This is a genomic window from Micromonospora sp. NPDC048040 (assembly GCF_055587185.1).
The window spans coordinates 1-18,179 of record NZ_JBVJGT010000075.1 but is presented as its reverse complement, the minus strand read 5'-3'; the positions used below and the strand labels follow the sequence as shown (position 1 = coordinate 18,179).

Sequence of the window (18,179 nt, the reverse complement as noted above, 5' to 3'; positions counted from 1 at the left end):
GTGATCTCGTGTTCGGCGATGGCGCGCTCGACGGCACGGTCACCGCGCTGCGCCCTGGGCTCCCCGAAGGCGGACAGGTGTGCCCGTCGCCCGCGTGGGTACCCGTCCGGCCGACCTGGAGGAGACCACGGTGACGGACGAGGCACCCGACTATTTCCAGCCCGAGCACGGGCTGGTGCTCACCCACCTGTTGATCGTGCGGGACGTGGACCGTTCGCGGGAGTTCTACCGCAACGTGCTGGGAGCGACGGTGGTGCGCGAGCGGCAACCGGCCATTCTCCGGCTGCACAACGGCTACATCGTGATCAACGACGAGGGCGGCCCGACCGACGACAAGCCGACCGTCCGGGCGCAGGCACCGGCGGACCCGAACGTCCTCAGCGGCGCGCTCAACATCCGGGTCACCGACGTACGCGCCGTCTACGAGCTGTGGCGTTCCCGCGGCGGACAGTTCCTGACCGAACCGAAGGATCACGGGGTGGAGATCCGCTGCTACCTGCGTGATCCGGACGGCTACCTCATCGAGCTCGGTCAGGGCACCGGAATCCTCGCCGAGATGGGACGACCGGCCCTCACCCAGCGGTGACCCCTCACGCGTCGACCTCCACGCGGACGGTCTGGGTCGAAACGCCGCTCCGTCGAGACGCCGCCCCGCGCCGATGCGGGCTGAGGACCGGCGGGCGGGGTACACGCACCGGGTGACTGCCGGCTCCGCCTCGCGGACCTGGCCGCGGCGGTGTGCCGCCGGGCGCAGGGATGGTCATCCGGTGGTCAGGCCGACGATGAACGGAAGCGTGGCGATCGAGAGCAGCGTCTGCGCGCCGGTGATGGACGCGATGAGGTGCGTGTCGCCGCCCATCCGCCTGGCGATGACGTAGGCGGACGGTGCGGTCGGGACAGCGCAGATGATCGCGATGCTGGTGAGCGTCGCGCCGCTGACGCCGAGTGCTGTGGCGATGGCGACCGCCGTAAGGGGCAGGGCGACGAGCTTGAGCGCGGATGTCGAGAGGACGTCGACGACATCGCGCCGTCGCAGGCGGAAGGTGATTGCCGCACCTGCCGCCAGCGTTCCGCTCACCAGCGCGGGCGCGGCGAGCATGTCGAGGGTGGTGGCCAGGAACGCGGGCAGTTCGATGTGGAGCAGGCTCAGGGCGAGGCCGGCCACGCAGCCCTGGATGAGGGGGTTGCCGAGGAGTTCGCGCCAGAGCCTGGGCGGGTGGCGGTCGTCCCGGTCGCCGTGTTTCGACAGGACGCTCACCGATATGACGTTGACGAGCGGGACCATGACCGCGGCGGCCAGGGCGAAGGTGGCGACGCCTTCCGGGCCGAAAGTGGCGAACACGAGCCCGGTGTAGGTGTTGATGCGGATGCTGCCCTGGACCAGCGAGGTCAGTTGCGGGCCGTTCGCGCGGAGCGGACGACGCAGGGCGATGACGAGCACGGAGACGACGGCGACCGGGACGGCCAGACTGGGCAGCAATGCCGCTGGCGAGGCGGCGGCCAGGTCGGTCGCGGCGATCGAGGTGACGAACAGCGCGGGCGTGAAGACGCGGTAGCTCATCCACTCGATGCCGCGCCAGAATCCCGGGTCGGTCACCAGCCGCCGGCGCAGCACCGTGCCGAGTCCGAGCAGCAGCACGATCGGGACGACCGCCATGACGACGAGATGCATGTCAACGACTGTGTTGCAATGGGTCAGTGCAGTTCAACCATGACAACATGACCGGGGTCCGTCTCGCCGCCGATCTCGCCAACCTCGTGGTCGAGGGCCGGTCCGGCGTGGGCGGGACCGGGGCGGGGGAGATCGAGGCGGTCCTGCGTACGCACGAGATCCGCCGACCGGCGCTCACGGCCCGGCAGGCAGAGATCCTGCGGGTGTGGGGTGTGCGACTGCGAGCCGTGTTCGAGGCGCCCGGGACCGACGAGCGCTGCGCGGCGATCAACGCGCTGCTGGTCGAGGGAACTGCCGGGGCGTTTCTGACCACCCACGACGAGCTGCGTCCGCACCTGCACTTCACACCCGAGGACGATGATGTCGTCGCCCGGGTCCGAGCGGTCACGGCCGGCGGTCTGGCGATCTTCGCGGTCGAGGCGGAAGGCCGGCGGCTGGGCGTCTGCGCCCGGTCGACATGCGTGACGGTGTTCGTCGACACCAGCCGCAACGGGCGGCGCGAATACTGCTCGACCCGGTGCGGCAACCACGACGCCGTGCATCGCCATCGGACCCAGCGCCGAGCAGGCAGGTGATCGACGATCAGACCACGCGCCGGGTGGCAGGGCCCCCGCGTCGGCCGGAACCTGCCCGCACATCGAGAAAAGCGCAGCTCTCTATTGCGTCCGCCGTCCGCGCAGGTCAAGATCCTCCAAAGCAAGAGGTGGTCCGCTCCCCGGGCGTCACCAGCGCTCTTCCGCGCCCCGCTCGGTGGTCGGTGGATCCACGAGAGGAGTACGCGTGCAGGTACACACGAAGTCGACGATCCTTCGCTCCCGCGGGGCCCTGGCCGCCGCCGTGACGGCCGCGCTGGCCGGCTCCATCCTCACCGCTCCGGCCGTCTCCGCCGCCGCTCCCGAGGGGCCGGGGCAGGGCAGCTGCAAGATCGCCGAGGACCCGTCCTGGTCGGGCTGGAGCAACCACGAGCAGGTCGGTGACCAGCTGGCGCAGATCGAGCGCACCAGCGGCGGCCGGGTGGACGTCGAGGTGGTCGGGCGCTCGCCGGAGGGCCGGGAGCTGTACACGGCCCGGGTCGGCACCGGCGACAAGGTGCTGCTGGTCACCAGCGCGATCCACGGCAACGAGCGGACCGGCACCGAGGCGCTGCTCGGGATCCTCAAGCGCCTGGGCAGCGCCGGCGACGCGCAGACCCGACAGATCCTCACCGAGGTCACCTTCGTCGCCATGCCGATGGTCAACCCCGACGGCGGCGAGCTCAACCGGCGCATGAACGTACGGTCCTGGGATGCGACGGTCGCGGAGTTCCCGCAGCTGGCCGGCGCCCCGCGCGCCTGGTACCACCGGCTCAACGGGGACGGCATCAACCTGCCCGGCTACGACCTGAACCGCGACTTCAACCCCGACCTCGACTACGTTCCGCGCGCCGCCGACCTTCCGGGCCGCGACACCGACGCCGGGTTCTTCCTCTCCCCGGAGTCGCGGGCCATCCGCGACGTCTACGTGGGTCTGCGGGAGGAGAAGGGCGCCGTCGACGCGTACATCGACCTGCACCACATGGGGCCGTGCGACCGGATCACCGGCGGTGAGCAGGACGGCAACCTCATCTCCGTCTCGCTCGACTACCCGCCGCTGGGCGTGCAGGACGGCGCCGCGTACAAGGCGACGTGGCCGGCGCTGGACCAGGACAAGTCCCGCCGCTACGCCCTCACCGTCGCCAACGGCATGACCGCGAAGTACGGCGACCAGTCGAAGCTCGCCGCCATCGGCCGGTACTACCACCCGGACAACCGGGAGTACGCGGGCCAGGGCCGCTCGGCGTTCGCCCTGAACGGCACCGGCACGGTGCTGTTCGAGGTGCGCGGCCAGCAGGACGACCTGGGCCAGAAGCAGCACGGCATGCTCGTGCAGAGCGTGCAGACCGGCGTGGAGTCGCTGCTCAACGGCCTGGCCGACGGCACCGTCGACCGGGTCGACGGTGACGACTTCTTCGACCTGCCCGACTACGGCTGGGACACCACCAACGACTGACGATCGTTAGCGGCTGGCGGCCCCGGGGCAGGAGCTCCGGGGCCGCTGGCGTCGGCTGGATGGTGCCCCGTTCCAGGCCGAGATGCTCGTCTGGCCGGTGACGGGAAGGTATTGCTAGTGCCCCGTCTTTGAACGTTGGCCGGGTAATCGGTTGGTTCTGAAAATTGTCGTACGGGTGGTGTTGGCTTCGGTTTGTGCCTCGTCGTCGGGATCCTGCGGCGCCTGCGGTGGTGCACCGCACCGCCCGTGTCGCTGTGCGGGTGACGGCGGGCCAGCGGCGGCGGTGTTTCGGTCTGCTGCGCTCGGCCAGCGACGTATGGGCGTGCGTACTGGAGGTCAACGCCTGGCGACGCCGCCGCCGAGCCACTCCGCTGGTGAGCTATCAGGATTTGTGTCGGGAGTTGTCGGCCTCCGGTCCGGGCACGTTCGCGGAGTTGGACTCGACCGGGGCGCGGTCGGTGTTGCGGCGGTTCTCGGATGCGTGGTTCGCGGCGGCGAAACACCGCAAGGCAGGTGATCCGTCGGCACGGTTTCCGCGTCGGCGGCGGGGGTTGGTGCCGGTGCGCTGGTACCACGGCACGTTCACCCTCGACGGCCACCGCGTGCGCATCCCGACCGCGAAAGGCACGGCATCTCTGTGGGTGCGCTTGGCGCGGGAGGTGCCGTATCCGGTGGAGCAGGTCCGCTCGATCACTCTGCTGTGCGAGGGCGGCCGGTTGTTCCTCGATGTGACCGCCGAGGTCCCGGTTGCGGTGTATCCGGCTGGTGAGGGGCCGGATCCCGGCCGGGTGGCGGGCGTGGACGTCGGTGTGATTCACCCGTACGCGGTCGCTGGTCCTGGTGGGGAGGCGTTGTTGGTGTCGGGGCGGGCGATCCGCGCCGAGCACCGCATGCACCTGGCCGACACCAAGACTCGCCGTCGTGCCGTCGCCCGCCGGGCGCCGAAGCCGGGCCAGCGGGGGTCACGGCGGTGGCGTCAGTACCGGGCTCGCGCCCGTCGGGTGGAGGCCCGTCATCGGCGGCGGGTGCGGCAGGCCCAACACGAAGCCGCCCGCACCGTCGTCGACTGGGCCGTCCGGCAGCGGGTGGGGGTGTTGCACGTCGGCGACCCCCGCGGCGTCCTGGACCTGTCGGCGGGGCGGCGGCACAACCTGCGGCTACGGCAATGGCAGATCGGGCGACTCCTGCAGATCCTGACCGACAAGGCCACCCTCGCCGGCATCACCCTCCGGCTCGTCGACGAACGCGGCACCTCGTCCACCTGCCCCACCTGCCGGCGACGCGTGCCGAAGCCGCGGGGCCGGCCCCTGACCTGCCCACACTGCCAGTTCTCAGGCCACCGCGACCTCGTCGCGGCGGCCAGCATCGCCACCCGCACCCCGGGCGGCGGACCCACCACCCCCACAGCCGTCGTGCTGCCCGGGGTAGTCACGCACCGTCGAGCCGGCCGGCACCTCCCCGGCACCGGCCGGTCCCGACGTGACCCCCGCCGCCCACCCGGGCGGCGCAAGGGTCAAGACGGCCCGCGGTGGCCCGCCCCACCAACCAGTGGGGAGTCGCTCGCCAATTCGGCGAGGATCCACAACACCCACCGGAAACCCGGTGAACGTTGGTGGAAACAGCACTAGACCGCGCGGGCCACGCAGATCCTGGCGTCGAGGCGGGGCCCGGCCTCGTAGAGCATGTAGCTCACGCCGCCGTCGGTGCCGAACGTCGGTGCCGCGACCCGGCCGTTGTCCGACGCGATCGGCCGGTGGAACACTCCGAGGTGGACCTCGCGGTCGAAGTTGTTGCCGATCTCGGTCAGATACATGTTGCCGCTGTTGCCGTGATACGCGAGATACGCGGTGTCGTTGCGCTTCAACAGGTGCGCCGCGGAGATGTCGGTGAGTCCGTCGCCCGACGGTGACACCAGCGGGTTCGGGTCGAACTGCCAGCCGCTCCAGCCGTTCGGTGACCAGCCCCAGAAGATCTTCCGGGTGCCCGGTCCGATTGTGTGGTAGCCCATGAACACCATCACGTAGCGGTTGCCCTTGCCGGCCACGGTGTGCTCGAAGACCCGTGCGTACGAGGTCTCGGTCGTGTTGGGTACCAGTCTCGTCGACAGGATCGGGGTCTCGTCGGTGAAGTGGATGCCGTCGGTCGAGCGGGCGACCCGGGTCGTGTAGTTCTCGCCGTGGAAGTAGAGGTAGAACTGTTTGGTTGGTGCGTCCCATACGACGTGCGGGGACGACACGTGGCTTACCGTGGTGGTCGGCAGCGCTCGGTCGATGATGGGGTTGTTGGCGTATTCGGTGTAGGGGCCCTCGAGTCGGTCGGCGTAGGCGAGGCAGATGCCGCCGGGTGCGTCGTGCGGCGCGTAGTAGAGGTAGTAGCGGCCGAGATAGCCGCTGATCTTGTCGTAGACTCCGCGCACGCACGGGAAGATGAACTCGCCGGTCGGGTTGTAGCGCAACGGGCTGGCGAACGCGTCGCGCACGTACCGATAGTTGGGGAAGCCGGCCGGTGCGGCGAGCGCCGGCGTGGGCGTCGCGGCAAGGCCGGCGCCGGTGGTCGCGACACCGACGGCCGCCGCACCACGCAGCAGCGTGCGTCGGGAGATAGAGCCTTCAGGGGTACGCGCCATCGCGTTTCTCCGTTCACGAGGCGGGCCGATGGGGGCAGGGGGAGCGGGCCGGCCGTGACGAGTCAGCGGGTGTCATTCACCTTCGCTGAGCGACCGTACGGTGTGGACGACCGTCGCGGACGGGTTCGTTGGTTGACGAGTCTGTGCGGGCCATCTCGGCGGCGTCAAGATGCTAATGCGAATTAGCAAGGCGGGTCCGGCGGGCTTCAACGGTGTCGCCGTCGATCCGCAGATTGGTTGGTGCTTGACCCGTGGTACCACCACTACCCGCGGTAGCTAGGGACACGGCATCACACCCGTCATCGCCCGACGCGGAGTCGGCCACGGCTCCGGCCTCGGCACCCGACGCTGGGTCGTGGAGCAGACCGTCGCCCTGCCGCACTGGTTCCGCCGCCTCCGGATCCGCTGGGAGATCCGTGACGACATCCACGAAGCGTTCCTCACCCTCGCCTGCGCCATCGTCTGCTGGCGCTGGCTGCGGCGCGCTCGCAGAGTTAGGAGCTTAAACCTTGGCTGTGGTTTGAGCGGCGCAGGTGACCGGAAGAGTCTCCCTCTGCGGGTCCCCGGTGAGGCTGCGCCTACCTGCGGCGGCCTGCCGTCGCGCTTCTGCCTCGCATCGTTGACCGCAGTAGCGCCTCATTGTGGTGCTAGTGAACCGGACGGGGGAGAACTTGCACTGGGCGCAGATCAGCCCCACCACCTCGGTCCGCTGTCTGCGCCGTTGGAGCAACATGCCACCGCGAATGACCCCGATGTCGCCGTTGGCCAGCCCGTCGGCAAGGCAGGGCTCCTGCACCGGGCACGCGAGGCAGATGTGCACCGCCCGCGTGCGGTCCGGTCCTCCGTCGGTCCACCATTCGGTCTCCCAGTCGGCGCATGCGGCGTACCGCCACCAACCGGCCCGGTCCAGCGTCGCTTGCTGACTCACGTCCGATCACCGTCTCTCACAGGAACCGACCCGCGCGGGTCGGCACAACTCGTGGGTCCGCGGCCGCAGCCCCATTGGCGTGCGGCAACCTCACTGTTAATACGGATCGACGGTGGCCTGGTTCATTCGCTGTGGAAGATGGCGCGAAGCGCGGCCGCGACGGTCCCCGTCCGGGGCTTGACTCGGCGACCGACGACGTCGAACCAGCTGGGCAGCGAGGTGGCTCTGCTCGGGCGGCCAGTCACCCGATCGACAGGCAGCAGGCCGTCGGACAAGTGCCCTGCCAAGCCGGCCCTGTCCCGGTCTTTCGCCGTCACTCGGTATTACGAGCGGCGATCCGTCCTGAGCCAACGATGTGAACTCCCGTCCGGTGCGGGCCGTATGGCAGAGACCAGAGGCAAAACATCAACGGGATGGGAGAGACGTGGCACTGCGACGATGCCCGCCCGGCTGGACGATCACGCGGAGGACACGCGGGGAACGCGGCGGCACCTGCCCAACGATCGGGAACGAGCCAACATTGACGACCGGCAGCGTTGCCACAGGTGACAGTCGGGTGGGTGCCCCGTGAGCTACCCCATCCCACCCTCAGCTAGCCGGCGCATTGGCCGAGTCCGCTGGGCCGGCCTGAAGGTCCGTGACCGGCGCACCGTCACCACCACTGACAGCATCGCCAGCGATCTGGCCGAGCACCGCCGCGTGGCCGACAACGGCGGGCGGATCCAATCCGTCATCACGGTGCTCGCCCCCGATCACCCGCTGACAGGACCACGAGCCCACGTCTGGAACGACCAGCTGATCCGGTACTGCGGGTGGCAACCCAACGATCAGGTGCTCCGCTACTACGACACCCGGGTGCCTGACCCGAATTTCTGGCCAGGTGCCCGCACGCCGTACTCTCCCGAGCCGACTCTGCGTGAGCGCCACTACCTCGCCTCCCGGCAGGAGGGCTGACACATGGACGTTATTGCGCTGCGCCGGAGCTGGAACCAACTCGCCGTCGCCGGCCCCGAAGCAGCGAAATACTTCTACGCCACTCTGTTCCTTACCGCCCCTGAGACCCGGGCCATGTTCCCAGCCGACATGCGGTATCAGGAGGACAAGCTACTCGCCGCGCTCGGGCACATCATCACGAACATCGACGACCCGGATGCGCTCACGGCATTCGCGCAGCGTCTCGGCGCCGATCACAGGCGGTTCCACGGATCAGACCACGAGGGTCGACCGGTGCAGTTGGCGGAGCGGCACTACATCTGGGTTGGCCAGGCACTCCTGGCAACGCTGGAGCACTTCGTCGGACCAGGGTGGACGCCGACCCTGAGGGCTCACTGGGCCACGGCGTACCAGGCGGTAGCGAAGTTGATGCTCGCCGGCGCCGCCAGATCCGAACGGGTCGCGCCCCCGTTCTGGCAGGCGGAGGTGATCAGCACGGAGCGCCGCCGCGCCGACATCTGCGTGTTCACCGTCCGACCGAACTACCTGTGCAACTACCTGCCGGGGCAGTCTCTGCCGACACAGGTGCCGACAATGCGCACCTGGCGGTACCTGTCACCCGCCAACGCTCCCCGCCCCGACGGAACGCTTGAGTTCCACGTCCGGGCGACGGGCCGGTTCTCCACCCATTTGGTACGCCGGACGGCAGTCGGCGACACACTCCTGCTGGGGCACCCCGTGGGCACCGCGTTGTCGTCGTACGACCGCGCACCCCACCGACGGCTTCTGCTGATCGCTGGCGGCACCGGCGTAGCGCCGCTGCGAGCCATCCTCGAACAGCTCCAGCGAGGCTCCGGCCGTCCCACCACTCTGGTGGTGGGGGGCAAGACACCCGACGACCTGTACGACCACCAGGCGCTCCTGAAGCTGGCCGCGACGGCGCCGGAAGAAGCATGGTCTGCCGCCCAGGACGAGCAGTGGCTCCGCTACGTCCCCACCGTGGAAATCGGGTGGGGGTGGGACGGCGAGGTGGGCCGCGCCGTCCACACCGCATTGCGGCTCGGCTCGTGGGCAGACGCAGACATCCTCGTCTGCGGGTCTCCTGCGATGACCCGGTCCACGATCACCGCCCTGACCGCCTCCGGTGTGGACCCTGCCCGGATGTTGACGGAGAGCTACGACCACTCGCTCTACCCACCTCTGTCGGCGCCGGCCGGGCCGACGCCGCGTGACCCCACCACCTGGACAGGAGTCCGATGACTGACCACGGTGCCCGACACCCTGCACCGGACGCGGAGCAACCGCAGTCCGGCGAGGTCACCCAGCGCCTCAGCCTGGTAGCCACCCGCCGCTGCCGTCGCAAGGATTGGTACCCGGCGGCCGAAGTGGCCGCGGTGGCGCGCTTCGCAGACGATCGGATCGCGCTGCTGCGCGGCGAGATCGACCGTCGGGGACGAGAGGTGGCCGGCCTGCTCAACCAGGTCGAGATGCTCCGCTACGGAACCCTGCCGAGCGCCGCACCGCAAGCAGCTGACCCAATGGCTCTCGAGCTGACCATGCGCGCTCAGGAGGAAGCCAACCGCACAATCGGCGACGCCAGCGTGGAGGGCGCGGAGATCCTCGCCGAAGCGCGGCGGCAGGCCGAGGACATCATCATCTATGCCCACCAGCAGGCCACCCAGAGCACCAGATACGCCGGCCCGCAGGTCGCCGAACTCCAGCGGCAGCTACAGGACCTGCAAGAGAGGTATGACGCGCTGGTAACGGCCAGTCAGGCCGCGCACGAGAACCTGTCCCAGTGGCAGTCGTACCTGGTCGATCAGTCTGAGCAGATGCTGGCCAGCGCAGAGGCCGCTGGTGAGGCCAGCGAACGGCTGAAGCTAGCGATCAAGGAGTAGCAGGATGCGCTTCGCGGTTTCCTGGCTCGGCCGGAAGGCGATAATCGGGGACCCCACGCCCGTCGCGCCAAACCGGCACTTCGACATCACCGCGGCGTTCGCCGAGGGCGCTGCGCAGCTCGGTCCGGCGGACCTGCCCGAATCGGTCATCGACAGGTACAGGCCCCCGTACGCGCCGCTGAGGGTCGAACGCCTCGGGGTCGACCGCCAGGGCTTCGTCGCCAACCTCCTGGCCGAACTCCTCACACCCCGCACGGTCACCTCCCCACATATGGCGGATCATGCCGTGCCGCCAGAGCTCCCCGCTGCCCTCACCAGGGAGCCGGACACGCCGCGGTGTCCTGCTGGAGTGGCATCGGCGATACCAGCCAGCCGGAGTCTCCTCTCGGCGGCCCGGCGCCACTGATCACGCACGCGCGCCGACTCGTGCGAACTGCTTGACCGGAGTCCCGACCCCTGTGCGCCCCCGATATCAAGGAGGCACTTCCCTCATGCTGACCCTGGCCACCCATTCTCTTACCGCTTCCCCGCCCCGAACGCCCAATGCCGAGCGGCGGTTGCCGACACGGCCGCCCGCCGCCCGCACCGGTGCCGCCGTCACAGACGTGGGAGACGCGACGTCGGCGGAGTACGCGTGGGGGTACGCGATCCGGCGGGCGTGGCCGGACGGGCACCACGACCCGTTCAGGTTCACGCCCGACGTGGACACCACCCAGCGGCGGCTCGACGATGACCAGGGCTACCGGCACGGCGGCCCGGTACGGCCGGCGGCGGTGTACCTGATGGCGGCAATCGCCGACGACGCGCACCGGCATCCAGCGGATGGCTGCCAGCGCTCGTCGTGCCCGGATTCTCCGGAGCGGGGGGAGTGACGGTGAAGTCAACGCATGTGCAGGTAGCTCTCGCGCGGCGGACGCTGACTCCGTTCGGGTTGTGGGTGATCGGGGCGGCGGCATCGGCGCCCATGGTGGTGCTCGCTGGAGGCATCGTCGCGACGTACGCGACCACAAAGGTGACGGCTCTGCCCCTCACCTTCCTACTCGTCGCGGGTACGGTGGCGGTGCTCGCGGTCGGTTACACGGCGATGGCACGCCAGGTCCGGCACCCGGCGGCCTACTACGGCATCCTCGCGAACGGGCTGGGCCGTGGCTGGGGCGTCGCCGCCGGCCTGGTCGCCTTGGTGGCCTACAACGCCATCCAGACCAGCCTGTACGGGCTGTTCGGGGCGACGATCGCCGCGCAGCTCGGCGGCACGTGGTGGGTGTGGGCGGGCATCGCCCTGGCCGTCGTCGGGGTGTTGGGTCTGCGGGCGATCGTGTTGTCCACCCGGGTCCTGGCCGCCGTGCTGGCCGTCTCGCTGCTGGTCGTCACGGCGTTCGTGCTGGCCGGTGTGGGACAACCGGCGGGCGGTGAGCTGTCCTGGGCGGGCTTCGACGCCTCGGGGTTGGCGGTCAGCGGCCTTGGCGGCGCGGTTGCCTTCTGCGTGGCCGCGTTCATGGGCATCGACGCGCCGGGATCGTTCGTCGAGGAGGCCATCGACCGCAGGTCGGTCAGCCGGGCCACCAGCGCGGGAGTGCTCGTTCTCGGTGGCGTGTATGCGGTGGCCGCGTGGGCGATGGGGGTAGCGGTCGGCCCCGGAGCCGTCGCCGAGGTCGCCGCTGATCCTGCCGGCCGGCTGCCATTCTCAGTCCTGGAGCGTCTTGGCAGTGGGTGGGTTGTCCTCGCGGACCTGATGCTGGTCTTCGCGATCGTCACGTCGATGCTGGCGTTCCACGCCGTGCTCGCACGGTATGTGTTCGCGATGGCCCGGGAGGGCGTCCTGCATGCTGGGCTCGCGCAGGGCGGCCGCGCGACTCGGGTCAGCGCGCCGCGCGGCGGGTCACTGACGCAGACCGGTATCGCCACGGTGGTGGTGGGCGCGTTCGCGTTCAGCGGCGCTGACCCCATCGCAGCGATGTTCACCTGGCTGTCGACGCTGGGTGCGATGGGGCTGCTGTGCCTGCTGTTGGCCGCGTCGGTGGCCGCGTTCAGGGCACCGGACAGCGTGCGCGGGCCGCAGCCGGGAGTGTGGGAGTGGCGGCTCGCGCCCGCCCTGGGCGTACTCGGCGGGTTGGTGGTGCTGGCCCTGATGCAAGGCAATGTCGGCTCGCTGCTCGGGGCCGCGCCCGGGTCGCTGTACCCGTTCCTGCTGCCCGCGATCCTCGTCGCCACCGCCGTTGCGGGCGGGGTGTGGGCCGGGATCCTGCGGCGAGCCCGTCCGGAGGTCTACGCCGGCATTGGCCGCGGTACCCCGACGGCGCACGCCGTTCCCGACGCCATCAACGTCTCGATCTGAGGAGGGGAACGCGACGATGAGAAACCATGCTGCCGCACCCGGCGCGCATTACGGTGTCGATCCCTTTCACCCCGGCTGGCGACCGGAGCGCCCACCGGCGGCACCGCCCGCTGCCTCCCGGAGGCCAGCCGACTACGCACCACCACCCGGCTACGGCGCGGTCCCAGTGCCCGGCGACTACCACCGACCGGCTGGCACCACGTTTCCCCCCACACCACCCCCGCCTGCGCCCTCGCAGAGGCAGGACGGTGACGGTGTCCCGGCTAGGGACCGCCGCTGGGCGGACCTGCGCAAGCAAGTCGCGTATCGGTCCAAGCGGGCCAACACCGGCCACCTGGTCGAGGCCGACCAGCGGTTCGGGCAGCGCGATGCACTCGGTCCGCACGGGGTGATGCTGTTCTTCAGATCCGAGGCCCCAGCCGAGCCGCACGGCTACCGGCTGCACATGGCCCACCGGCTGTGGCTGGCCTCACCGGAATCCGATGACCTACCTCGGCTGCTCGGCGACCTGGCGGTCGTCGCCACCGACAACATCTCACGTGCCGCCTCCGCTGCGCGCCGGTGGCATCCTCTCGGGCCGGAAGGCTCGATGGTCAACGGCGGAGACATGACCCTGCCCAACGACGCGACCTACGTTGGCATCGGCGTCACCACCCTCGACTCGGATCAGGGCCGCTGGTACCAGGTCGCCCGGACCCTGCGCGAAGGATCGGCCAACGGCCGCTACCGGTCGGCGTTCGACCTCAAAGGCCAGTGCTACGCGCTGTTGACCGACGGCACCGCCCTGCACATCGACCGTGACCCCCACGCCCGCATCGGCGTGGACGGAATCCGCTGCAACAAACCCCTCGACCCGGACCGGATCACCTACTACAACCCCCACCAGCACCTCACCGAGGAAGACGATGACGCCACCCGGGAGGTGTGGCGGCAGCTCGCCGCGCTGCACGACATCCTCACCGCCCACCTGACCGCCAGGCGGCCGGCATGACCCACAACTCCACCCTCAGTCTCCTCGGTGCCGCGGACCTCAGCCTCGCGCCGATCGATGTCACGGCCGTCCTCGACCACCTGGTGCAGCAGGCCGACGCCGACGCGGCGACGAGTATCGGGTTTCCCGGGGCCGTGGACCTCGACCACAGCAAGGTCATGGCCCGCCTGGGCAGCCGGTTGTGGAACAACATCGGCGATCCGGCGGACCCGGGCGGGACAGCCCACACGCGGGTGCTGGAGCGGGCCGTTATCACCTGGGTCGCCGACATCCTGTCCATGCCGGCCGACGACCGGTGGGGATACGTGACCACGGGCGGCACCGAAGGCAACCTGTCCGCCCTGCACGCCGCCTACCGCCGCTATCCCACCGCCCGGATCTACTACTCGACCGCCGCGCACTACTCGATCTCCAAGACCGCAGCGATACTGGGCGCGCGGAGCGTGGTCATCGACGCACGGCCGGACGGGGAGATGGACTATGCGCATCTCGCCGCGCAGGTCCGCAGGCGGCGACGCTGGCCCGCCATCGTGGTGGCCACGGCCGGCACCACCATGACCGAGGCGGTGGACGACACCACCCGCATCCGCGCCGTCCTCGACGAGTACGGCGCGGACGGGCACCTGCACGTCGACGCGGCACTGTCCGGCATCCCGCTCGCCCTCGACGGCCGGCTACGCCTCGACGACGCCAGCGGCATCGGCAGCATCGCCATGTCCGGTCACAAGTTTCTCGGTGTGCCGACCCCATGCGGAGTCGTCCTCATCCGCGACGGCGTCCGCAGCCACAGCAGCCACGTCGCCTACACCGACACCGTCGACACCACCATCACCGGCTCCCGCTGCGGCCTGGCCGCCGCACTGCTGTGGCACGCCATCGCCACCCACGGCCGCGAAGGACACCGCTGGCGGGTCAGCGAAGCCCGAACCCTCGCCGCCTACGCGGTCAACCAGCTCACCGCCGCCGGCTGGCCCACGTGGCGGCATCCCTACGCGTTCACGGTCGTCCTTGCCACCCCACCGGAACAGGTACGCAAGAAGTGGCTGCTGGCCACCGACGGTGACACCAGCCACATCATCTGCATGCCTGGCATCAGCAAGGGCCAAGTCGACGCGTTCGTAGCCGACATCGCCGCCGCCAGCACCACCAAGCCATGACCAAGACACCGGCTGGCGGCGCCCACACGACCAAACCTCGCACTGCCCGACATCGACACCGCGTTGGAGGCTGTTGTGGCTGCTTTCCGCGCCGCCCGTCGGGCTGACCGAGACTCCGTCGCCGCACTGGTCGCCGATCCCGGCCGGACGCCGACGTCCACAGCCGACGTGCCTGGCGTGCCGCTCGCCGTCGCGCTCACGGGCGGGCCCGCCTCCTCCTTGCGACTACCCGGCAGCCGCCGTCGTTGAACACCCCCGATCTGTGCGAATCTTGCTCCAGGCAGTTCCTCATCGCATCCGGCACCGCTACTTCCTGCTGTCGGCGTACCAGGACGCGCCCCGGACCACGCCGACGTCACGAGAGTGGATGGCGTTCGCGAGGCATTGATCGCGTAGGGAACGGACGATGCAGCAGTGCACGGCCTTCTGCCCCATCAGGCGTGACTCGAACCACCGCGACGGGTCCAGCCCCCTGCATTCGGCTTGCTCCCACCACGACCGTGAGGCTTCGTGATTTGAAGTGCCGTCATTCTCCCCGGGCTGGCCCGGCCCGTGGGTCAGTTCAATCTCAATCCCGGAAGCGCCGGCGTTCGTGGCGCAATGCACGCGAGCGAGAGGAGACGCCGATGTGCGAGCACCAGAGCGCGACAACCATCGACCGCACACGTGAGGAAACTGCGGCGCCTCTTCCCGCCGGACCAACCCGCGAGAACGGTTTTTGATCGACAACGTGGTCCGTCTGCGGCAGCGGTGCGTGGAGCTTGGTGTCCCGGTGTTCTACACCGCCCAACCGGGCCGCATGAACGATCAGCAGCGCGGTCTGCTCAAGGATGTCTGGGGCGCGGGATGACCAGCGCACATCTCGTAACTCGGTGATCCGTCCGGCCGGTATGAGGCGACCGGCGAGCCGCCCCGGTCCGCACAACTGCCCGATCCTCGGGCTATTCGGGCCGGCGCTTCGCGGCGGTGCCCATGACCGCTCGCAGCGAGCGGAGCGCGTAGTAGGTGCGCGACTTGACCGTCCCTTCCGGAATGCCGAGCACCGCGGCTGCCTCCGCGGCCGTCCGCTCGCGATAGTAGACTTCGATGATCACGTTTCGGTGCTCTGGAGTCAGCCGAGCCAGCGCCCGCTTGATGGTCTGAACGGCGAGCATCCGTTCGATGGCGTCATCGCCGCATGGCAGGACCGTCATGTCGACCAGTCCGACTTCCGCCGGCCGGGCCTGCTTTGCTCGACCAGCGTCGATGGCCACTCGTCGCGCGACGGTAAGCAACCAGGGGCGGAGCGTTGCGATGTCCTCGTTCAAGGCCTCGATTTTGCGCCAGGCCCGCACCATCGTCTCCTGCAGCAGGTCCTCGGCCGCTTGGCGCTCGCCGAAGGTGAGCCGCAGGAGGAACGAGTAGACCGGCTTGGCGTGGGCGTCATACAGGGCCTGCATCCGCTCCTCGGTGGTTAGGTCGCCGACCGCGACGGTTCCGGTCGCAAGCGCCATGGCTGCCCTCCTCCATACCCGGTTCTCTTGAGGCAAGGCTCGTTCGTCGGGCACTGAGAGACATCGGGTAGCTCACGGATGTTTGGGGACACGCCCGTGCCGCATCGGGCTACTACGTAGTCATCGAGCCAGCCGCGTCGACCCGGCCGCGGACACCAGCCGCGGACGAGCGGCAACGATCTGTGCCGCGGTCACGTCGGGGCAGGAGCCGATGATCGCATCGGGGATCTCGTTGGCTTGCTCCGTTACCGAGATCACCTCGAAGAGGTCGTCGTCGGCGTCCATCTCCGGCCCGCTATCAGCGACTGGTGCGGCGGGAGCTTCCGCCGCCTGCGGGTGACAACGGTGACAGCGTACGACGAAGTTGGCCGACGATCGGTCGCCGGGCGGTCGAGGACATCTTCGTAAACGCGCGCGTCATCCCGACCTGCCGGTGATGCGTCGCGCGGTCTCGCAGGCGAACACGCCCATCGTTGTGCTCGTCGGGAAAACCCGGGACGCGATCGCTGGTCCATAGACATCCCGGCGGGCGCCGATAGTCAGCCGATGCTGGATCAGCCAGCGGACGACCGGCAGAACCAGCCATGGGCTGAACCGTCCATGCCGACGGTACGTAATCTGAGCGAGGAAAGTCAGCACGCGTCAACGGCCAGGAAGCGAGCGAATGAGCCAGCCCGAGAGCTCGAATGATCCGTTCAAGCTGGCGCTCGGTGTCTTCGCGTTGGACGCTCTGTCCGACGACGAGCATCGAGTGATGGAGGCTCATATCGCGCGATGCCGGCGGTGTCGCGCGGAGTACGACGGGTTCCGGGACGTTGTCGCTGGCTTGGCCTTGCTCTCCGAAGACGACATACGTCAACTTGGGTGCGAATAGCACGGCGCCGTGCTGGGTGACGCGCCGCTACTCCGGCTCATTTCCGATGGAGCCCCGGATCAGCAGTGCCGATCGCAGCGCCCGTAGTGGTACCAGGTCCGAGACTTGATGGCCCCCTCCGGAAGTCCCAAGATCTCGGGGGCCGCTGCACCCGTCCTGGACTTCGCCCTGGCCAGACAAGCCCGGTGCCAATCGCCAACCAGGGCGCTGGTCGTCGATTGCGCGGTCCGGCGTGGATCAGGCCGCCCGCACCGCTTCGAGCTGCCAGATCGGCATCATCACGTGCCCGTCGTCGTTGGTGGGGAGGCTGGCGAACCCGGAGGTGTCGACCCCTTCGCCCTGGATCATCCGCACGCTCGCACCCAGCTGGGCGGGGGTGCAGCACGTGGTGAAGTGCGCCGGTTCCAGCCGTTCGATCGTCCAGCGGTGCCCGATGGTCTCCCGCAGGTTTTCCTCGTTGACCAGGTACTGGTCGGGGAAGACGCCCCGCATCCCGGTCGAGAAGCACAGCAGGTGCAGCCGTGCCCCGGGCCGCGTAGCCCGCACCAGGGCGGCGACGTACCGATGCCGCTCCTCGTCCGTCAGGCAGTGGTAGAGCGCGCTGTCCAGTACCGTGTCGAAGCAGGCTTCGTATCCGTCGAGCTCGGTGGCGTCGGCGACGTCGAACGTGACGTCGACGCCCGTCTCTACGGCCCTGGACCTGGCCGCCTGCACCGCCGGCCGGGCGAAGTCGAGGCCAGTGACCCGCAGCCCGCGCGACGCGAGGAACGTGGCGTTGTCGCCGGGTCCGCATCCGACATCGAGCACGTCGCCGGTGAACTTGCCGGCGTCGGCCAATGCGACGACGAGAGGCTGCGGCGCGCCGAGATCCCACGGAATTTTCGGGGCGACGGCGGTGTCGCTCCGGTACAAGTCCTCGAATGCGGTGCTGTCGAGGGCGCCACCAGGGTCTGACATGACGTTCGCGCCTCCGTCTACATGCGACCAAACGCCACGCAGCATACGGCGGAATCCCGGTCGCTTCAGGCCGGGAGGAATCGCGTCACGAGCCTGGACGTTTCTGGTTTTCGATGTACTCGCGGATGGCGGATAGGGGTGCCTCACCGCACGATCCGGCGTAGTACGACGGCGACCACAGGTGGCCGTGCATGATGTGCTGGTTGATCCGGTCGGTGAACTCCTGCCGAAGGTAGTGCGCGGAGACGCCTTTGAGCCGGTTGACCAGGGTCGATATCGGTAGCTTC

Annotated in this window: 20 protein-coding genes and 2 pseudogenes; 15 read left to right on the top strand and 7 right to left on the bottom strand. The window is 69.4% G+C overall.

Annotated elements, in window-relative coordinates:
* Positions 1-94: 94 nt before the first annotated feature.
* Positions 95-586: a VOC family protein gene (locus ACZ6O2_RS33620; protein WP_350711242.1), complete on the top strand. Its 492-nt coding sequence runs from the start codon at positions 95-97 to the stop codon at positions 584-586.
* A gap of 174 nt (positions 587-760) precedes the next feature.
* Here the strand turns inward: ACZ6O2_RS33620 and ACZ6O2_RS33615 are convergent, their stop codons facing one another.
* Complete coding sequence (locus ACZ6O2_RS33615; RefSeq protein ID WP_466025796.1) at positions 761-1,672, bottom strand: AEC family transporter; 912 nt, start codon at positions 1,670-1,672, stop codon at positions 761-763.
* 47 nt (positions 1,673-1,719) lie between these two features.
* On the opposite strand from ACZ6O2_RS33615, the gene ACZ6O2_RS33610 reads away from it, so the two are divergent.
* From ACZ6O2_RS33610 to ACZ6O2_RS33600, 3 genes are all read left to right on the top strand, one after another.
* Positions 1,720-2,247: a CGNR zinc finger domain-containing protein gene (locus ACZ6O2_RS33610; protein ID WP_466025795.1), complete on the top strand. Its 528-nt coding sequence runs from the start codon at positions 1,720-1,722 to the stop codon at positions 2,245-2,247.
* A gap of 205 nt (positions 2,248-2,452) precedes the next feature.
* Positions 2,453-3,700 carry a M14 family zinc carboxypeptidase gene (locus ACZ6O2_RS33605; protein ID WP_350711246.1) on the top strand — a complete coding sequence of 416 codons (1,248 nt, stop codon included), beginning with the start codon at positions 2,453-2,455 and terminating at the stop codon, positions 3,698-3,700.
* 194 nt (positions 3,701-3,894) lie between these two features.
* The gene (locus tag ACZ6O2_RS33600; protein ID WP_466025794.1) at positions 3,895-5,328 is read left to right on the top strand and encodes an RNA-guided endonuclease InsQ/TnpB family protein; all 1,434 of its coding nucleotides are present in this window, start codon (positions 3,895-3,897) and stop codon (positions 5,326-5,328) included.
* Here ACZ6O2_RS33600 and ACZ6O2_RS33595 read toward each other — a convergent pair.
* Complete coding sequence (locus ACZ6O2_RS33595) at positions 5,325-6,326, bottom strand: hypothetical protein (protein WP_466025793.1); 1,002 nt, start codon at positions 6,324-6,326, stop codon at positions 5,325-5,327. The two genes, ACZ6O2_RS33600 and ACZ6O2_RS33595, sit on opposite strands and share 4 nt — an antisense overlap.
* A 286-nt stretch (positions 6,327-6,612) precedes the next feature.
* Here ACZ6O2_RS33595 and ACZ6O2_RS33590 point away from each other — a divergent pair.
* A pseudogene (locus ACZ6O2_RS33590) lies at positions 6,613-6,813 on the top strand (IS5/IS1182 family transposase); the annotation flags it as partial.
* Positions 6,814-6,828: 15 nt separating this feature from the next.
* Here ACZ6O2_RS33590 and ACZ6O2_RS33585 read toward each other — a convergent pair.
* The gene (locus ACZ6O2_RS33585) at positions 6,829-7,254 is read right to left on the bottom strand and encodes a WhiB family transcriptional regulator (RefSeq protein ID WP_466025792.1); all 426 of its coding nucleotides are present in this window, start codon (positions 7,252-7,254) and stop codon (positions 6,829-6,831) included.
* A 591-nt stretch (positions 7,255-7,845) separates the two neighbouring features.
* On the opposite strand from ACZ6O2_RS33585, the pseudogene ACZ6O2_RS33580 reads away from it, so the two are divergent.
* The 9 genes and pseudogenes from ACZ6O2_RS33580 to ACZ6O2_RS33540 form a co-directional block, all read left to right on the top strand.
* A pseudogene (locus tag ACZ6O2_RS33580) lies at positions 7,846-8,091 on the top strand (nitric oxide synthase oxygenase); the annotation flags it as partial.
* Positions 8,092-8,211: 120 nt separating this feature from the next.
* The gene (locus ACZ6O2_RS33575) at positions 8,212-9,447 is read left to right on the top strand and encodes a globin domain-containing protein (RefSeq protein ID WP_466025791.1); all 1,236 of its coding nucleotides are present in this window, start codon (positions 8,212-8,214) and stop codon (positions 9,445-9,447) included.
* Complete coding sequence (locus tag ACZ6O2_RS33570; protein ID WP_466025790.1) at positions 9,444-10,085, top strand: hypothetical protein; 642 nt, start codon at positions 9,444-9,446, stop codon at positions 10,083-10,085. The genes ACZ6O2_RS33575 and ACZ6O2_RS33570 overlap by 4 nt, the downstream gene beginning before the upstream one ends.
* Positions 10,086-10,089: 4 nt before the next feature.
* Positions 10,090-10,491 carry a hypothetical protein gene (locus tag ACZ6O2_RS33565; protein WP_466025789.1) on the top strand — a complete coding sequence of 134 codons (402 nt, stop codon included), beginning with the start codon at positions 10,090-10,092 and terminating at the stop codon, positions 10,489-10,491.
* 199 nt (positions 10,492-10,690) lie between these two features.
* Positions 10,691-10,957, top strand: a complete 267-nt coding sequence (locus ACZ6O2_RS33560) for a hypothetical protein (protein WP_466025788.1) — start codon at positions 10,691-10,693, stop codon at positions 10,955-10,957.
* A 17-nt stretch (positions 10,958-10,974) separates the two neighbouring features.
* A complete protein-coding gene (locus tag ACZ6O2_RS33555) occupies positions 10,975-12,420 on the top strand; it encodes an APC family permease (protein WP_466025808.1) in 1,446 nt (481 codons plus the stop codon).
* A gap of 391 nt (positions 12,421-12,811) precedes the next feature.
* A complete protein-coding gene (locus tag ACZ6O2_RS33550; protein ID WP_466025787.1) occupies positions 12,812-13,411 on the top strand; it encodes a hypothetical protein in 600 nt (199 codons plus the stop codon).
* On the top strand, positions 13,408-14,568 hold the full coding sequence (locus ACZ6O2_RS33545) for a histidine decarboxylase (RefSeq protein WP_466025786.1): 1,161 nt from the start codon (positions 13,408-13,410) through the stop codon (positions 14,566-14,568). Before ACZ6O2_RS33550 ends, ACZ6O2_RS33545 begins: the two co-directional genes overlap by 4 nt.
* A 718-nt stretch (positions 14,569-15,286) precedes the next feature.
* Entirely contained in the window at positions 15,287-15,418 is a 132-nt protein-coding gene (locus ACZ6O2_RS33540) for a hypothetical protein (protein ID WP_350711261.1), read from the top strand.
* Positions 15,419-15,509: 91 nt separating this feature from the next.
* Here ACZ6O2_RS33540 and ACZ6O2_RS33535 read toward each other — a convergent pair whose 3' ends face one another.
* Together ACZ6O2_RS33535 and ACZ6O2_RS33530 are read right to left on the bottom strand one after the other, a co-directional pair.
* Entirely contained in the window at positions 15,510-16,061 is a 552-nt protein-coding gene (locus ACZ6O2_RS33535) for a sigma-70 family RNA polymerase sigma factor (RefSeq protein ID WP_466025785.1), read from the bottom strand.
* Positions 16,062-16,181: 120 nt separating this feature from the next.
* Positions 16,182-16,346 carry a hypothetical protein gene (locus tag ACZ6O2_RS33530; RefSeq protein WP_466025784.1) on the bottom strand — a complete coding sequence of 55 codons (165 nt, stop codon included), beginning with the start codon at positions 16,344-16,346 and terminating at the stop codon, positions 16,182-16,184.
* A 379-nt stretch (positions 16,347-16,725) separates the two neighbouring features.
* On the opposite strand from ACZ6O2_RS33530, the gene ACZ6O2_RS33525 reads away from it, so the two are divergent.
* Positions 16,726-16,935: a zf-HC2 domain-containing protein gene (locus ACZ6O2_RS33525; RefSeq protein ID WP_466025783.1), complete on the top strand. Its 210-nt coding sequence runs from the start codon at positions 16,726-16,728 to the stop codon at positions 16,933-16,935.
* A 237-nt stretch (positions 16,936-17,172) separates the two neighbouring features.
* Here ACZ6O2_RS33525 and ACZ6O2_RS33520 read toward each other — a convergent pair whose 3' ends face one another.
* Positions 17,173-17,892 carry a class I SAM-dependent methyltransferase gene (locus tag ACZ6O2_RS33520; protein WP_466025782.1) on the bottom strand — a complete coding sequence of 240 codons (720 nt, stop codon included), beginning with the start codon at positions 17,890-17,892 and terminating at the stop codon, positions 17,173-17,175.
* Positions 17,893-17,977: 85 nt separating this feature from the next.
* Positions 17,978-18,179: IS200/IS605 family transposase (locus ACZ6O2_RS33515; RefSeq protein WP_466025781.1), on the bottom strand; the 202-nt coding region annotated here is incomplete at its 5' end.